The sequence below is a fragment of the Thermosynechococcus sp. PP555 genome, assembly GCF_031583225.1.
GTDB lineage: Bacteria > Cyanobacteriota > Cyanobacteriia > Thermosynechococcales > Thermosynechococcaceae > Thermosynechococcus.
Genome location: NZ_CP134168.1, coordinates 206,679 through 221,784, shown reverse-complemented (window position 1 = coordinate 221,784; position 15,106 = coordinate 206,679). Strand labels below are relative to the sequence as shown.

Genomic DNA, 15,106 nt, shown 5'->3' with positions numbered 1-15,106 from the left:
ATCTGCTGAACTTTGACACAGCCGCTCCTGCACTAGGGGCGGTTTTTTATTGCGTTATAGCCCACAGGCATTAACACGCTCAACACGGTAAGAAACCACGTCTCAGAGACGCTGCTACCCGCCCAACGTCAATCTAAAAGATTGATAAAAGTCAATGGATAGACAAAGGTCTTTTGATTCTATAAAAGCCGACCTCAAACCCCTTGCCGCTCAGAAATATAACCATATAATCAATAAATAGGAACTTGCAGCGTTCATTGCTGCTGCTTAAGTTCTGTTGTTATTCATGGATTCATAACGACTATGACTACAGTTCTGCAACGTCGTCAGACAGCGAATCTGTGGGAGCGTTTTTGCGATTGGATTACCAGCACAGAAAACCGCCTTTATATTGGCTGGTTTGGGGTGATCATGATCCCGACGCTCCTTGCCGCAACGATTTGCTTTGTCATTGCCTTTATTGCGGCACCCCCCGTGGATATTGATGGTATCCGTGAGCCTGTCTCTGGCTCCTTGCTCTATGGCAACAACATCATTACAGCGGCAGTGGTGCCCTCCTCTAATGCCATTGGGCTACACCTCTACCCGATCTGGGATGCTGCTTCCCTCGATGAGTGGCTCTACAACGGTGGTCCTTATCAACTGATTGTTTTCCACTTCCTGATCGGCATTTTCTGCTACATGGGTCGGGAATGGGAACTCAGCTACCGTCTGGGGATGCGGCCTTGGATTCCCGTGGCCTTCTCGGCTCCCGTGGCAGCGGCAACGGCTGTGCTGTTGATCTACCCCATTGGTCAAGGCAGCTTTTCCGATGGCCTGATGCTGGGCATTTCCGGTACGTTTAACTTCATGATTGTGTTCCAAGCGGAGCACAACATCCTCATGCACCCCTTCCACATGCTGGGTGTGGCGGGTGTCTTTGGTGGTGCCCTGTTTGCCGCTATGCACGGTTCTCTGGTGACCTCCAGCCTGATCCGTGAAACCACCGAAACCGAATCCACCAACTATGGCTACAAGTTTGGTCAAGAGGAAGAAACCTACAACATCGTGGCAGCTCACGGTTACTTTGGTCGGCTGATCTTCCAATACGCCAGTTTCAACAATAGCCGCTCGCTGCACTTCTTCCTCGCTGCTTGGCCAGTGGTGGGCATCTGGTTTGCTGCCCTTGGCATTAGCACGATGGCCTTTAACCTCAATGGCTTCAACTTCAACCACTCCGTTGTGGATGCGCAAGGGAATGTCATCAATACTTGGGCCGACATCATCAACCGCGCCAACATTGGTATTGAGGTGATGCACGAACGCAATGCCCACAACTTCCCCCTCGACTTGGCAAGCGGTGAATCGGCTCCTGTGGCGATGATTGCGCCAAGCATTGAAGCCTAAACAGGTCGCTCCTAAACCGCTCTAGTGATAAGTCCAAATATCGCTCCCCACAGGGGGGGCTTTTTTTGTCGCGATTATTGGGCAGGGAGTTGATACTGATCAACAATTTTTTTGGCAAAGGCGGGCACGTGAGCAGCCAGTTTTTGGGGATAGTTGCGCCGCACATAGAGATAGTTGCGGGTGAAGTGGGAGTCAATGGAAAAGCGAGCATATTCAAGCCCTTTGGGACCAATGCGCTCAATTACTAGGCCGACTAGTTTCGCCGCCCACATGGGGAGCGTGACGCCTTTATCGTAGGCAGGAATGCTTTGTTGCACGGCAGCGTGGCGATCGCCGGCACTCGTAACAGGCTGAATGTCTAACTGATCGCGCACGAGGTCAAGCATTTCTTGGCCAAGCTCGTTGCGCACCACCAGCCACTGCCAACCAAAGGGGGCGCCCATGTAGCCCACGACCAGATCGGCAAGGCCATTCACGTAGTCAAAGCAACTCATGCAGGAGGGGGCAAAGACATCCTTGAGTTGATTGGTCTTGAGGCCAAAGAAGGGCACGGTTTCCGTGGAGCCGTCGCTGTGCTTGAAATGCACCCGAAAGTCTTGCATGAACTCGTAGTAAATGACGGTTGCGGGCGATCGGCTGGTGGTTTCTAGGAATTTTTGCAGACCGGCACGGGTGACATTGTCCACGCAGGGAGTGCCTAGGACGTAGAGCTTTTCAAGACCCAGTTTGTCCTGTACGGCTCGCAGCGCCTGAATTTGACAGCCAACCCCAATCACCAACAGCCGCCTGAGTCCAGATTGTTCCACCTGCTCGAGAACCGATAGATTGGGAGACAGGGTCGGTTTATTGACGCGAGCAGCGAGAATCTCTTCACGGCTGCGGGCAATCACGGGCTTGGGGGTAAAGCGATCGCTCTCGCTATTTTGAACGCAGACCACCCCTTCAACCCGCCCCGACTCCAGCATGGCAATGGCAATACTGCTGACGATGCCCGTCCACTGCGCCCCCGCAATGGGTTCGGTTTTGCGAGCCGCCATCATCTGCTGGTGAACGCCAAAGTAGCACTCATCCCAATTGTCAAGATCACGGGCACGGCCATGACTTTGCTGCTCGAGAGTCTCAAACTGCTGATTGAGGAAGGCACAGGCCTCTTTGACGTAGTGGATATAGTAGGTGTCGCAAAGACCACACTCGCTACAGAGGGCTTTGGCGGGGCGAGGGCTGCCGGGCTTGAGGGCACGGGCTTTTTGATGGGCAGCAGTCATGGGCACTTACTTCAGCAGTGAACGGGCGCGATCGCAAATCGCTTCGGGAGTGAGGCCATTGTAGGCCATGAGTTCGGCGGGGCTAGCCGTCGTTTCTCCCCGTTGCCAAGCCAAGACATCGCGGGGACAGGTGGCACGCAAAAGAATTGGCTCCAACAGTGCCGCAGGCCCGCCCGTGACTCCCAAAAGGGCATCACCACCAAAAAGTCGTTGGAAGGTGGCCTCATCGGCAAAGCCACCATCGGGTTCGGCACAGGTTTGCCAAGCCACATCCGTAGGCCGATATAGGCGGCGGGGGTTAATGACCGAGACAATGCGCACCCGATAGCCGAGCTGTTCCAACTGGGGTAGGGCACTATACACGGGCTGCAAAATCATATCCCCTAGCACCGCTAGCACCAATGTGGCACGACCACTAGCAGACTCGTAGAGGGTTACCGCGCCCTCATCAAGGGCCTGTTCGGTTTGGGCAAACGTGGTGCGCACCGGCAGCGGTGTTTTACTGGCAAAGATGGCAATCCCCTTGTTTTGTGCTGTGAGTGCCCAGCGGTAGCACACTTGAATGCTGTTGGCATCCGGCGGAAAGAGGACAAAGACATTGCCATTGCGCAATAGGGCAGCGTAGTAGGCTTCGATTTCTGGGCGTTGGTGCGTCCAGCCATTGCGCCCCTGCTCAAGGGCACCGGCGGTAAAGAGGGTTACTGTGGCTGGCGTCGGACGGCGCAGCTCTGCCATGGCTTGGGTGACGGTTTGCCAAATGGGGAGACCATTAATGGCAAAGGACTCATAGGAGCACCAAAGACTGCGGCTGCCCATCAAGCAAAGCCCTGCCGCTAGACCGGCACAGGCATCTTCGCTGAGGGGTTCATAGACTTGGCCATTGGGCACTTGATTGTAGAGGGGATCCGTGGTCGGGTGAATGATCTTCAGGGCTTGGTTGATGTTGCCAATGCCAGAGGCCTCATTGCCATCGGCATTCGTGACCAGATAGCGGCGATCGCGCTGTCCCACTTCTGCCACCATGCGCCCCATCGCCGTTGTGGCTACTTTGTTTTCCCCCAAGGCATAGGCCTCAAGGGAAATCTCCCCAAGGGGCGGTAAATCTAAGACCTGCTCAGTGACCACCACCTCTGCCGCAGGCCCACCGGCCGCAGCAACACAGTTTTGGCGCACCAGTTCCCAAGCAGCGGGAGACAGGGCACGGGCTTTCAGGGCATTGACAATATCGGGGTTGTCGAGGGTGTGCTGGGCATAGAGGTTATGGGATTTTGCCCCCTTGGCATGCACGCCGGCGCCTTTCAGTTGCTTGAGGATAAAGACCGTTAACTTGCCGGAGAGAGCCGATCGCGCCGCCTCCTGTACCCCCTTGAGCACCGCCTGCATGAAGGCCAATCGCTGACCAAAGGAAAAGAGCGTGCTATCAACGTAATCCCCCTCTTGGTCGCTATCATCAAAGTCCTTGGCATCCACCAGCACCACCTCTTGGAAGCCATTGCCGTGCCAGTAGGCCATCATTTCGGGATTGGTTTTGCGGGAGACCATGCTGTGGTGCTCTTGGCTAAAGCCATTCCACACGAGGACAGGCAGGAAGTTGGTCACCTCTGGGAAAGCCGTGTGGAAGTGGGCCATACTGCTCATGACGTAGGGTTCCCCCAGACCGCCATCGCCTAAGGTGAAGGGAAAGAGGGTCTGGCGGTGCAACCAAGCAGCGGCCATGGCAAAGTGCTGCCCCTGTCCGAGGGGGCCGGCGGGGGCAAGAATCCCCGGAATATAGCCAGAGAGATGACCCAGAAGGCCATGTTTTTCGCGGAAGCGATCGCGCAGGTCTTGAACCGTATAAATGCCCATCTTTTCGAGGGAGCGATCCAAGAACATGGCGGCATAGAAGCCGGGGGCATGGTGCCCCACTTCCGTGATGATATTCTTGTGCCCCAACATCACTAGGGCGGCATAGGCTTCCGCTTGGCTGGCAAACCCGCCGGGGTGACCTGAGGCTTTACTGCCGGTCATCTGTAAGATCAGATAGCGGAGGGCATCGGCATAGAGCAGCGTTTGATAAGCGGCCTCGGTGGCGTCTAAGTCGGTAAGGGCAGGCTGTTGGGCATTCAGAAGCGGTGTTTGACCATAGCGATCCCAGTCTGGCCAATCGTCGCCAAAATACTGGATTCCTTCACAGAAACTGGGCACCGAAGTTACCGCTGTCATAGACCCTGACCCAACTGTTGACTGCACGCTTAGTCTCCTATCTTACAGGGGTGGGGGGCGCTCTCACGGCGGCTGGGGCAGGGAATCTCCCTGAAATGCAGGCATTGCGATGGATTGTGGCCATAGATTGATTTTTCTTGGGGAACGGGATTAACGATGGCATTGGTGATAGCGGGCGATCGCAGTGGTGTCGGCAAAACAACGGTTGCTTTGGCCTTGAATGCAGCCTTAACGGCACGGGGGCAGCGCGTCCAAACATTTAAGGTGGGGCCTGACTACATTGATCCCCTGTTTCACAGTGCTATCAGTGGCCGGCCTTGCCGTAACCTTGACGTGGTCTTGACCAGTGCTGACTATGTCCGCGCCTGTGTGGGCTATTACAGTCAGGGGATGGATGCAGTGCTCATTGAGGGAGTGATGGGGCTATTTGATGGCCGAGGGGGCAGCCATGAGGGCAGTACGGCACACATTGCCCAACTCTTGCAGGCTCCCATCCTACTGGTTTTGGATGTGCAAAAACAGGCAGCTTCCGTGGCGGCCTTGGTCTATGGCTTTTGCCACTATGATCCCTCCCTCCAGATTGCTGGCGTGGTCTTGAATCGGGTGGCCAGCGATCGCCATCGGCAAATGTTAGAAGCTGCCCTTGCCCCCCTTGGGGTGCCCATTCTCGGCATCATCTATCGCGATCAGGCCTTGGCACTCCCCAGTCGCCACCTCGGCTTAGTGCCGCCCCACGAATCAGGGGAATTTCATCACCTCGGCGATCGCCTTGCCCATTTAGGAAACACCTGTTTTGACTGGGAGCGCCTCACGCCACTCCTTGCCCCAGCCCCCACCCCCGCAGCCCCCCCTTTTAGCGTTTCCCCCCTGACCCCAGTCACCCTTGGCGTTGCCCAAGATGCCGCCTTTCAGTTTTACTACGCTGACACCCTTGATCTGCTCCACGCTTTAGGGGCAACGTTAATTCCGGTCTCACCCCTGCGGGATGCCCCCTTGCCCACCGGTCTACAGGGGTTGATCTTGGGGGGTGGCTTTCCAGAGGTGTTTGCCCCAGAGCTAGCGGCGAATCACTCGTTTCTTGAATCACTGCGGCAGGCCATTGAAGGGGGCTTAGCTCTCTATGCCGAGTGTGGTGGCCTCATGTACCTCAGCCAAGGCATCCAAACCTGCGAGGGACACTACTATCCTTTGGTGGGATACTTGCCGACGGTTGCCCACATGGGTAAAAAACTCACCCTCGGCTATCGCCAAGCCACGGCTTTACAAACAACGGTGTGTCTGCGGGCAGGAGAGACGGTTCAAGGCCATGAATTTCACTATTCCTGTTTGAGTGTGCCGCCGCCAACGCCGCTGTGGCAATTGGACGGTCAAGCCGAGGGCTGGGGCAGTTCTCAACTCCACGCCAGTTATCTCCATCTCCATTGGGGCGGCCATCCACAGTGGGCGATTCGCTTTCTGCAGCAGGCAGCAAAGGTTGGATAATGCCACTCACGGCAACGTAATGTTTGCAGTATTTGAGGGCGCTCAATGCCGATGCGATACCGCTATAGCCTCTACGTTTGCCTTGGGGTACTTGTGACCCTCAGCGCCACTTTAGTGGCTTGGGCAACGGCGCCCTCCCAAAACTTGGCGTATTGGCAGCGGGTGATCCAACAACATCAGCAGCACCAGCAGGCGGTGGGTCAGCAGCGTCAACAACTCGAACGCCTTGAGGCAGCGGCGAGCGATCGCCTTGAGAGTTTGGAAACCAATGTGGACACAACAACGCAGCAATTAATGGCGGCCAGCGATCGCCTGCAAGCAGCGGAAAAACTGCTCAAAGACCTCAAGGAACAGCAACAAACCCTCAGCCAGCGCTACGAAGCCAGTGTGGCCGTGATTAGCGATCGCCTGCGGCGGCTCCAACGCTACCGCGAGATTCCGCAGTGGGCAATGGTCTTTGAGGCGGAAACCCTTAACGATTGGTTTGAGCAGCAGGGGCGTCTGCGTCAGGTCTATGAGCGCGATCGCCAGCACTTGGCCGCCTTGGTTCGCGATCGCCAGCGACTTCAGCAGCAGGAGCGACAAATTCAAGTGCAACAGCGCTTCATTCAAGCCCTACGCCAACAACTGCAACAGCAACAGGCCATCTATGAGCGCGAAGCTGCAAACCAACGGCAACTCATTGCTCGCCTACGGAGCGATCGCCAAGCCCTTGCCTCCATTGAAGCCCAACTCGCCCGTGATAGTGCCGCCATTCAGCAGCTCATTAACCAACGCCTCGGTTATGTCCCTAGGGGCGCCCCACCCCTTCCCCGCAGTGGTCGTCTTGCCTACCCCATTCAAGCACCGCTGACCAGTCCCTTTGGTTGGCGGATTCACCCAATTTTAGGCACACGGCGATTTCATGCTGGGGTGGATTTTGGGGCAGATTTTGGCACCCTCATCTTTGCTGCTGAAGCGGGCACCGTGATCTTTGCCGGTTGGTCAGGGGGCTACGGCCAAACCGTGATTTTGGATCATGGCGGCGGCATGACGACCCTCTATGCCCATGCCCAGCGATTGCTCGTACGAGAAGGTGAATTCGTGCAACAGGGGCAGCCCATTGCTGAAGTTGGCTCGACGGGACTCTCAACAGGCCCCCACCTCCACTTTGAAGTGCGCCTCAATGGCGAACCCAGCGATCCCTTGGCCTATCTTTAGGGGGTTGGCTGCCAAAAGACCCCAATGGCATTATTGACCCGCGTTGTTGTCACCGAATGGCGATCCACCAAGACCCCACCAATGTAGAGAGCCGTGGAACTGCCACCATCCAGATTGACGGCATTGATCAAGCCCAACTGCCGCACAATTTGTGCCCATTCGGCGAGGGTTGGCCCCATACCCCCAATACGGTTGTGGGTGGTGACCCAGACAATGCTGCCATCACTGCGGTTGCCCATGGCACTGCGGGGGGCTGCCTGCGCATCTAAACCTGCTCCAAATTGCTCCAGTGCCGCATTCAAGACCACTCGCCCCTGATCCACCAGTAGGGGACCTGCACCAACAATATTGGGAATGCTATTAAACACAGCGGGCACAGCCGTGGTTTCCAGTTGCACGGAAGCTCCCGGTGGGAAGTTGGCCAAGGCGGAATTAAAGTTACGCGCCACCAGTAGAAAGCCATCTGCGGGAATAGGAATCGCTTGATTGTTATGGATCGGTTGCTGCCCCACCACCTGCTGATTGCGCACCGTAATCACCACTTCGCTGCCCGTTTTCCCTTGGTAGCTCGCGCCCCAACTGGGGGTATAAAGGGCAAGACCGGCTTGGACATAGCCAGAATTGAACGTGACAATGGGCACCGTACCGGCCGGCGTCCTCACCCGCTGCTGCAAACTCAGGCGACCGACAACCATCTGGCCGCGATCGTCCCAGCCAATGGCACCGCGATTGAGAATCGGGCCTGAGAGCCAGTTGCCCTCACTGCGAATGGCCCCCAAGGGAGCTTGGCGATCGCGATTAAAGAATCCAGCATTAATGGCGGCGGCGGCTTGCCAGCGTTGAGCCAGTTCGGGCACCGTTGCTAAGCCCACCAAGGTTGTGGGGGTCATGCCGAGGGGACGCAGACGCAGCCCCGGCTGTTGCGGATTGATGACCAGCAAATCTACTGGAAACTGGTGATTGCCGAGGGTCACGGTTTGCTGTTGCCAACGTAGCCCCGGTGCCCATTGAATCGTACGCGGGGGGGGCGCATCCCTGCGAAAATCAATCACCAGACGCGGTGGATTGAGCAGCATTGAGGCCACTGGGCGAGCCGTGCCAGGAATTTGTGTTTCCAGTACTGTGCGATTGGGGGTAGCGGTAATTTTGACATTGGGAATCGTGGCCAATTGTCCCGTCGCCTCAATCGTCAGGCTGAGATCGCGAGGGGTAAGACCTGTGCGGCTAAAGGTGAGCCGATTGATTTGCCAAGGGGTGGGGCGGTCTAATTCAAAGACCCAGCGATCGCCCCACGGTTGTCGTCCCTGCCGCCAACTGAGAATCCGTGCCGGGGGGGTACTGATCTGGAGCGTATTCCCTTGGGGTTGCACCTGCCACTGATATTGCTCAATCCACGGTGTAATGTCCAAGTAGCGATACATGCCGTTGGGGCTAAAGCGCACCGCCAAGGGGCTAAATTGCGGCTGAAACCAAGCCACTGGTTGCTGAAACGGGTCTGTAGTATCCCCAAGGAGCACCCCCAAGCGATTGGCAAGGCCACCATCGCTAATCCCTATGCGCAGTTGATTTTGGTTATCGCGCCACTGCTGCCAAGCCACGGGGTAGTCGCGGCCATTTAAGTTCAGGCGATCGCCTTGAATTTCCTGAGGTAATGCGATATTGGCGCTGGAGCTAGCGATCGCAAGTGCAATCCCACTGCCAACAACCCGAGAAGCCGATCTTGCCAACACGCTTAACGCCACACCCTGCCCACTGAAACTCTGCCAGTATAGTTGACCCCGTAGCGCTACAGATTGCTCCAGAGCAACAAGGATCAATTTTGGGCAACTCGGCTAGGCCTGATCTGAGGACGAGGACACCTCCTCTGGGGGCGGTGCCACTTGGGGCTGGAACTGGAAGAGAGAATACACGACATTGCGGCGAATCATCACCATCATGTCCAAGAACAGTTCATAGCCCTCCCGTTTGTACTCCACCAAGGGATCCTCTTGACCATAGCCCCGTAGGCCGACCGACTCCCGCAGGGCATCCATTTGTTGTAGGTGCTCCCGCCACAGCAGGTCAATCTGTTGTAGGATAAAGAACCGCTCCGCTTGTCGCATCAGACCCCTTTGAATGCGCTCAATTTCTGCTTCTTTTTGCTCGTAGGCGGTGCGCACTTGCTCATGCAAAAAGGCCTGCATCTCCGGTACGCTGAGATGAGCCAGATGCTCAGGGCGCAGATCCGACAGCAAATAGACAAATTCCTGTACTTTGGCCACCAAGCCCTCTAAATCCCATTCCTCTGGCGGCAGATCGGGATTGACATAGGCGGCAATGATGTCGTCCATGGTTTTTTCGGCGTACTCCAGCACCCGATCCTTGAGGTCTTCCCCTTCCAGCACCCGCCGCCGCTCAGCATAGATGGCACGCCGCTGGTTATTCATCACCTCGTCGTATTCAAAGACCTGCTTACGGATGTCATAGTAGTAGGTTTCCACCTTGCGCTGGGCATTTTCCAAGCTGCGGGTAAGGAGTCCCGACTCAATGGGCATATCCTCGTCAACGCGCAGGGCATTCATGATACTGGCGACGCGATCGCCCCCAAAGATGCGCAGTAGGTTATCCTCCAAGCTCAGGAAAAAGCGTGTGGATCCGGGGTCACCTTGGCGTCCTGCCCGTCCCCGCAACTGGTTGTCAATCCGCCGCGATTCATGGCGTTCTGTCCCAATCACGTGCAAACCACCGAGGGCGACCACTTCTTCATGTTCTTTCTTGGTGACCAGCTCATATTCTTCGCGGATACGGTTAAAGGCATCCCGCAGGGCTTGAATCACAGGGTCTTGGGTCGGTGCTTTCTCCGAGGCGATCGCCAGCATATCCTCCGCCTGCAACTCCGGCAGACTGCGCTCACCATAGGTCTTAACTGCCACATCCACCGCATGGCGCAGCAGCTTTTCCGCCTCCTTACTAATTTCGCAGGGGAAGAGTCCCGGTGAGGCTTTCCAGTTTTTCTGCGCCGCCTGACTAAAGCCTTGGCCACCGCCACGATCCATTTTCAGCCCCAATAGCATCATCGGGTCGTCACTGGGGGGCATGACAATGCGAGGCATAAAGTATTCCCGCACCTTGAGGCGTGCCATGTAGTCGGCATTCCCCCCCAAGATAATGTCGGTGCCGCGGCCTGCCATATTGGTTGAGATCGTCACTGCGCCCTTGCGGCCGGCTTGGGCAATGATCTCCGACTCTCGCTCCACATTTTCAGGTTTGGCATTCAGCAGGTTATGGGGAATGTCCAACTCCCGCAGCAGTTGGGACAATAGCTCCGACTTTTCAACACTGGTGGTACCCACGAGCACTGGGCGACCCGTAGCGTGAATCTCGGCACATTCAGAGGCCACGGCCAGCCATTTACCCCGCTCCGTTTTATAGACCACATCGGGAAAGTCCCGCCGCTGGCTGGGGCGATTGGTGGGCACCACCGTCACTTCCAGCTTGTAAATTTTCTCAAATTCCGCCTCTTCCGTCTTGGCTGTCCCCGTCATCCCCGCCAACTTGGGATAGAGCAAAAAGAGATTTTGGTAGGTAATTGTGGCGAGGGTTTGGGACTCATTTTGAATCTCTAGGCCTTCCTTGGCTTCAATCGCCTGATGCAGGCCATCACTCCAGCGGCGACCCACCATGACTCGTCCCGTGAATTCATCGACAATCACCACTTCACCATTGCGGACGATGTAGTTCACATCCCGCTGGAAGAGTTCCTTGGCCTTGATGGCATTAAAGATATAGTGTGCCCAAGGGTCTTGGGGGTCATAGAGATCGCTCACCCCCAATAGTTTTTCAGCTTCGATAAACCCCTCATCGGTCATGAGGACATTACGAGCCTTTTCATCCACCTCGTAGTGCTCGTCTTTTTTCAGGAGGCGGGCAACTTCAGCCGCCTTGAGGTACTTCTCGGTGGGACGCTCCACTTGACCTGAAATAATCAGGGGCGTGCGGGCTTCGTCAATCAGTACCGAATCCACCTCGTCAATGATGCAGTAGTTGAAGGGACGCTGCACCACCTCAGCCATGGACGTAGCCATATTGTCCCGCAGGTAGTCAAAGCCAATTTCGCTGTTGGTGGCATAGGTGATATCGCAGGCATAGCTTTTCTGCCGCTCTTGGGGAGCCATGTGCTGCTGAATCAGCCCGACCGTCAGACCCAGAAAGCGATGCACCTGCCCCATCCATTCCGCATCCCGCCGTGCCAGATAGTCGTTGACTGTAACAATGTGCACCCCTTTCCCCGTCAGGGCATTCAGGTAGGCCGGCAGCGTGGCCACGAGGGTTTTCCCTTCCCCCGTTTTCATTTCGGCAATCTGGCCATCGTGGAGAATCATGCCACCGATGAGCTGGACATCAAAGTGGCGCATCCCCAGTACCCGTCGTGAGGCTTCGCGCACCACAGCAAAGGCCTCGGGCAGTAAATCATCGAGGGTCTCGCCATTGTCGAGTCGCTGCCGAAACTCAGCCGTTTTTGCCTGTAGCTCACTATCGCTGAGAGCCTGAACTTGTTCCTCCAGCAGGTTAATTTCGACCACAAGGGGCTGATACTTTTTAATCTTGCGCTGATTGGGATCGCCAAAGAGGGCTTTCAGCATGGGACGGGCACCATGGATACAAAGCTATACATTTTAATCGTATAGCAACTGCAAGTTCCTCGCTGCCTAGACGTATTGGCTGATGTCCTCTTGCCAGACATTGCTGAGGTCGGTGAGGGCACGAAACCGCAGCATCACGACTTCTTCATAAAAGGGATTGAGTTTACACAGAGGGGAATGGTGATGACTGGCCGACCCAAGAAGCAGAGGGTGCGGGCAAAGGGAGATTGGGCTGGAATAAGGCGGCAAATGCGGTGGGCGATCGCTGGCGTTGTGATCGGATAAGTCATTAGCCACTGACGGATTTTGGTCGTTAAATGAAGTAGACGTGCGTTGGGCAAGGCGTTGATTCATGGGGCTATCCTCACAATTGCGCATACCCTCACGGTAAAAGATAATCTAGGCAAATAGCAATACGCTTTTAATATAAAAAATATTTATCAATAATAAGCATTGCTAAACTTGCAGCCGCTTCAGGGATAGATCTCCATTCCTCAGCTCAGCAGAGTGCTAAACTGTTCAGCAACTCAAACTCTGATGAAGTTTTGTCTAGAAATTTTTCAATTGCTTGCATAAACTCATTGACTGCTTTATTCATTTTGGCCTTGCTTGAATTCGTTAAGGAAGAGACTCAATGCGTCCACTGGTTGCTAACTACTACCTGACCTACCGCTGTAACGCCCGCTGCCACTTTTGCGACATTTGGGCACTGGAACCGGGCAAAGAAGCTGATTTTAGCGCCATCCAAACCAATCTCCGCGATTTGAAACGTTTGGGGGTCAAATATGTGGACTTTACGGGGGGTGAACCGCTGCTGCGTGCCGATGCCCCAGCCATCTACCGTGAAGCCAAGCGTCTGGGTTTCATCACCAGCATGACGACCAACACGATTCTCTATCCCCGCCGTGCTAGGGAAATTCAGGGCTTGGTGGATTTCTTGAACTTCTCCCTCGATGGGCCTGATGCGGCCACCCATGATCAGTCGCGGGGCGTGAAAATTTTTGACACGTTGGTGGAGTCCGTCAAAATTGCCCTTGAGCTTGGTGAATATCCAGTGCTGAATCACACCGTCACTGCTCAAAATTATGAACGGATTGGTGAGGTGGCCGAATTTGCCCAAAGTCTAGGGGTACGGGTTTGGTTGAATCCCGCTTTTACCGCCCATGAACACTACAACGACAAGAAGAACCCCACCCCTGAAATTGCCGACCACATTGAACAAAATGCGAAGAAGTATAACAATGTTGGTTACAATAAGGCAGCATTAGCCCTCATCCGTGCGGGGGGAAACAATACCCAAAATCCCCGTTGCAAGGCGGTGGATGCGGTGATTGCCATTTCCCCCAATGATGAGTTGCTTCTACCCTGCTACCACTTTGCGCAGAAGGGAGTCCCCATCAATGGTCGCCTGTACGAGCTGTACAAGTCCTCCGAGGTGGTAGAGGAGTATCGCCGCTCCCAAGGCCGACTCTCCGTCTGCGAAGGCTGCACAGTGTGGTGTTATCTCATTCCCAGCTTCTTTAAGGGAGTGGATAAGTACTGGTTTCTCAATCAGGTGACCTATGCCGGAGAATTCCTGGCCCGAAAACAGTTTCTACAACGAAGCCGATCCCCTCGACGAACTCCTGTCGGAGTGGGTTGATGCCCCAGAGAGTCCTCCATTACAACCGCGTTCTGAGGGTCGCCGTCGCAAGGCTTTCCTAGCGCTTTCTCTGATTTGGGGGAGCACGATCGCCCTGCATCTGATTGTGGGTGGCATTTGGCTGATCTATGCCCTAACGCTGCTAATGAGCTTGCAAACACTGCGCTACTGGCGAGCCAAGCCACAAACGCTACCTGCGTTGGAGACGGCAGAAAGTGTGCAGCCGATGGTGTCTTTGGTGGTAGCGGCGAAAAATGAAGAGGCGGTGATTGGTCGCCTCGTCAAAAACCTTTGCCGCTTGGATTATCCCCACTACGAGGTGTGGATTATTGATGACAACAGTAGCGATCGCACCCCCGATATTTTGAGTGAACTACAAAAGCAATATCCTCACCTCAAAGTGCTGCGGCGGCTGCCGGGGGCGGGCGGGGGTAAGTCCGGTGCCCTCAATCAAGTCCTGCCCCTGACGCGGGGGGAGATTATTGGTGTCTTTGATGCCGATGCCACGGTACCCCAAGATTTATTGCAAGAGGTGGTCAACCGCTTTCAGGTGGCCAGCGTTGGCGCGGTGCAAGTGCGCAAAGCAATTAGTAATGCCGACATCAATTTGCTGACCCAAGGCCAAGCGGCAGAAATGATCCTCGATGCCTACTATCAACAGCAGCGGGTCGCCTGCGGGGGTATGGGGGAATTGCGGGGCAATGGCCAATTTGTGCGGCGGCAAGCTCTAGAGCGCTGTGGCGGCTGGAATGAAGAAACCATTACTGACGATCTGGATCTCAGTCTGAAGCTGCATCTCCATGGCTGGCAGATTGACGTGCTGATGAATCCAGCGGTACAGGAGGAGGGGGTGACCACACTCGTGGCGCTGTGGCACCAACGCAACCGCTGGGCTGAAGGGGGCTATCAAAGCTACTTGGACTACTGGCAACCGCTGCTGCGCAATCGCCTTGGCTGGCAAAAAAGTTGGGATGTGCTCTGCTGGTTTTTGATCAAATACGCCATTCCCACGGCCACAATTCCCGACCTGCTGATGGCTCTACTGCGTCACCGCAGCCCGATGCTAGTACCCCTGACGACACTGAGCTTTACGATTTCGATGGTGGGGATGTTGCGGGGCATTCCGCAGGCACAATCGGTGAGCATCTGGCAACTCTTTTGGCAAAGTTTGCGGGGAACCCTCTATATGCTCCATTGGTTACCAGTGGTGAGTACGACGACGCTGCGTATGGCCGTACGGGCGAAGCGTCTCAAGTGGGTAAAAACCCTGCACCACGGCGTCTAAACCTAAACATTGGCTAAAA

General features: G+C 55.4%; 11 protein-coding genes. 5 read left to right on the top strand and 6 right to left on the bottom strand.

Annotated elements, in window-relative coordinates:
* Positions 1–303: 303 nt before the first annotated feature.
* Complete coding sequence (gene psbA, locus RHH27_RS01000; protein ID WP_181494996.1) at positions 304–1,386, top strand: photosystem II q(b) protein; 1,083 nt, start codon at positions 304–306, stop codon at positions 1,384–1,386.
* Between the two features lie 74 nt (positions 1,387–1,460).
* On the opposite strand, the gene RHH27_RS00995 is transcribed toward psbA, so the two are convergent.
* Positions 1,461–2,651: a Coenzyme F420 hydrogenase/dehydrogenase, beta subunit C-terminal domain gene (locus RHH27_RS00995; RefSeq protein ID WP_206200675.1), complete on the bottom strand. Its 1,191-nt coding sequence runs from the start codon at positions 2,649–2,651 to the stop codon at positions 1,461–1,463.
* A 6-nt stretch (positions 2,652–2,657) separates the two neighbouring features.
* Positions 2,658–4,856: a phosphoketolase gene (locus RHH27_RS00990; protein WP_206200674.1), complete on the bottom strand. Its 2,199-nt coding sequence runs from the start codon at positions 4,854–4,856 to the stop codon at positions 2,658–2,660.
* A gap of 156 nt (positions 4,857–5,012) precedes the next feature.
* On the opposite strand from RHH27_RS00990, the gene RHH27_RS00985 reads away from it, so the two are divergent.
* Both RHH27_RS00985 and RHH27_RS00980 read left to right on the top strand, forming a co-directional pair.
* Positions 5,013–6,338: a cobyrinate a,c-diamide synthase gene (locus RHH27_RS00985; RefSeq protein ID WP_302678615.1), complete on the top strand. Its 1,326-nt coding sequence runs from the start codon at positions 5,013–5,015 to the stop codon at positions 6,336–6,338.
* Between the two features lie 45 nt (positions 6,339–6,383).
* Positions 6,384–7,538: a M23 family metallopeptidase gene (locus RHH27_RS00980; protein ID WP_206200672.1), complete on the top strand. Its 1,155-nt coding sequence runs from the start codon at positions 6,384–6,386 to the stop codon at positions 7,536–7,538.
* Here the strand turns inward: RHH27_RS00980 and RHH27_RS00975 are convergent.
* The 4 genes from RHH27_RS00975 to RHH27_RS00960 all read right to left on the bottom strand — a co-directional run bounded on the left by RHH27_RS00975 (position 7,535) and on the right by RHH27_RS00960 (position 12,450).
* A complete protein-coding gene (locus RHH27_RS00975; protein ID WP_302678614.1) occupies positions 7,535–9,268 on the bottom strand; it encodes a phosphodiester glycosidase family protein in 1,734 nt (577 codons plus the stop codon). The genes RHH27_RS00980 and RHH27_RS00975 overlap by 4 nt on opposite strands.
* 102 nt (positions 9,269–9,370) lie before the next feature.
* The gene (gene secA / locus RHH27_RS00970; RefSeq protein ID WP_302678613.1) at positions 9,371–12,160 is read right to left on the bottom strand and encodes a preprotein translocase subunit SecA; all 2,790 of its coding nucleotides are present in this window, start codon (positions 12,158–12,160) and stop codon (positions 9,371–9,373) included.
* A gap of 66 nt (positions 12,161–12,226) precedes the next feature.
* Entirely contained in the window at positions 12,227–12,331 is a 105-nt protein-coding gene (locus tag RHH27_RS00965) for a Mo-dependent nitrogenase C-terminal domain-containing protein (RefSeq protein WP_255521522.1), read from the bottom strand.
* A complete protein-coding gene (locus tag RHH27_RS00960; RefSeq protein ID WP_255521475.1) occupies positions 12,295–12,450 on the bottom strand; it encodes a Mo-dependent nitrogenase C-terminal domain-containing protein in 156 nt (51 codons plus the stop codon). Before RHH27_RS00960 ends, RHH27_RS00965 begins: the two co-directional genes overlap by 37 nt.
* 344 nt (positions 12,451–12,794) lie before the next feature.
* On the opposite strand from RHH27_RS00960, the gene RHH27_RS00955 reads away from it, so the two are divergent.
* Together RHH27_RS00955 and RHH27_RS00950 are read left to right on the top strand one after the other, a co-directional pair.
* Positions 12,795–13,802 (top strand): radical SAM protein, encoded by a 1,008-nt coding sequence (locus RHH27_RS00955; RefSeq protein ID WP_206200669.1) that lies wholly within the window; start codon positions 12,795–12,797, stop codon positions 13,800–13,802.
* Positions 13,723–15,087, top strand: a complete 1,365-nt coding sequence (locus RHH27_RS00950; RefSeq protein WP_302678612.1) for a glycosyltransferase family 2 protein — start codon at positions 13,723–13,725, stop codon at positions 15,085–15,087. Before RHH27_RS00955 ends, RHH27_RS00950 begins: the two co-directional genes overlap by 80 nt.
* Positions 15,088–15,106: the final 19 nt, after the last annotated feature.

Bases quoted from the DNA above. Each gene is read 5' to 3' on its own strand.
- psbA (WP_181494996.1), top strand. From the start codon at position 304: ATGACTACAGTTCTGCAACGTCGTCAGACAGCGAATCTGTGGGAGCGT.
- RHH27_RS00995 (WP_206200675.1), bottom strand. From the start codon at position 2,651: ATGACTGCTGCCCATCAAAAAGCCCGTGCCCTCAAGCCCGGCAGCCCT.
- RHH27_RS00990 (WP_206200674.1), bottom strand. From the start codon at position 4,856: ATGACAGCGGTAACTTCGGTGCCCAGTTTCTGTGAAGGAATCCAGTAT.
- RHH27_RS00985 (WP_302678615.1), top strand. From the start codon at position 5,013: ATGGCATTGGTGATAGCGGGCGATCGCAGTGGTGTCGGCAAAACAACG.
- RHH27_RS00980 (WP_206200672.1), top strand. From the start codon at position 6,384: ATGCCGATGCGATACCGCTATAGCCTCTACGTTTGCCTTGGGGTACTT.
- secA (WP_302678613.1), bottom strand. From the start codon at position 12,160: ATGCTGAAAGCCCTCTTTGGCGATCCCAATCAGCGCAAGATTAAAAAG.
- RHH27_RS00960 (WP_255521475.1), bottom strand. From the start codon at position 12,450: ATGACTTATCCGATCACAACGCCAGCGATCGCCCACCGCATTTGCCGC.
- RHH27_RS00955 (WP_206200669.1), top strand. From the start codon at position 12,795: ATGCGTCCACTGGTTGCTAACTACTACCTGACCTACCGCTGTAACGCC.
- RHH27_RS00950 (WP_302678612.1), top strand. From the start codon at position 13,723: ATGCCGGAGAATTCCTGGCCCGAAAACAGTTTCTACAACGAAGCCGAT.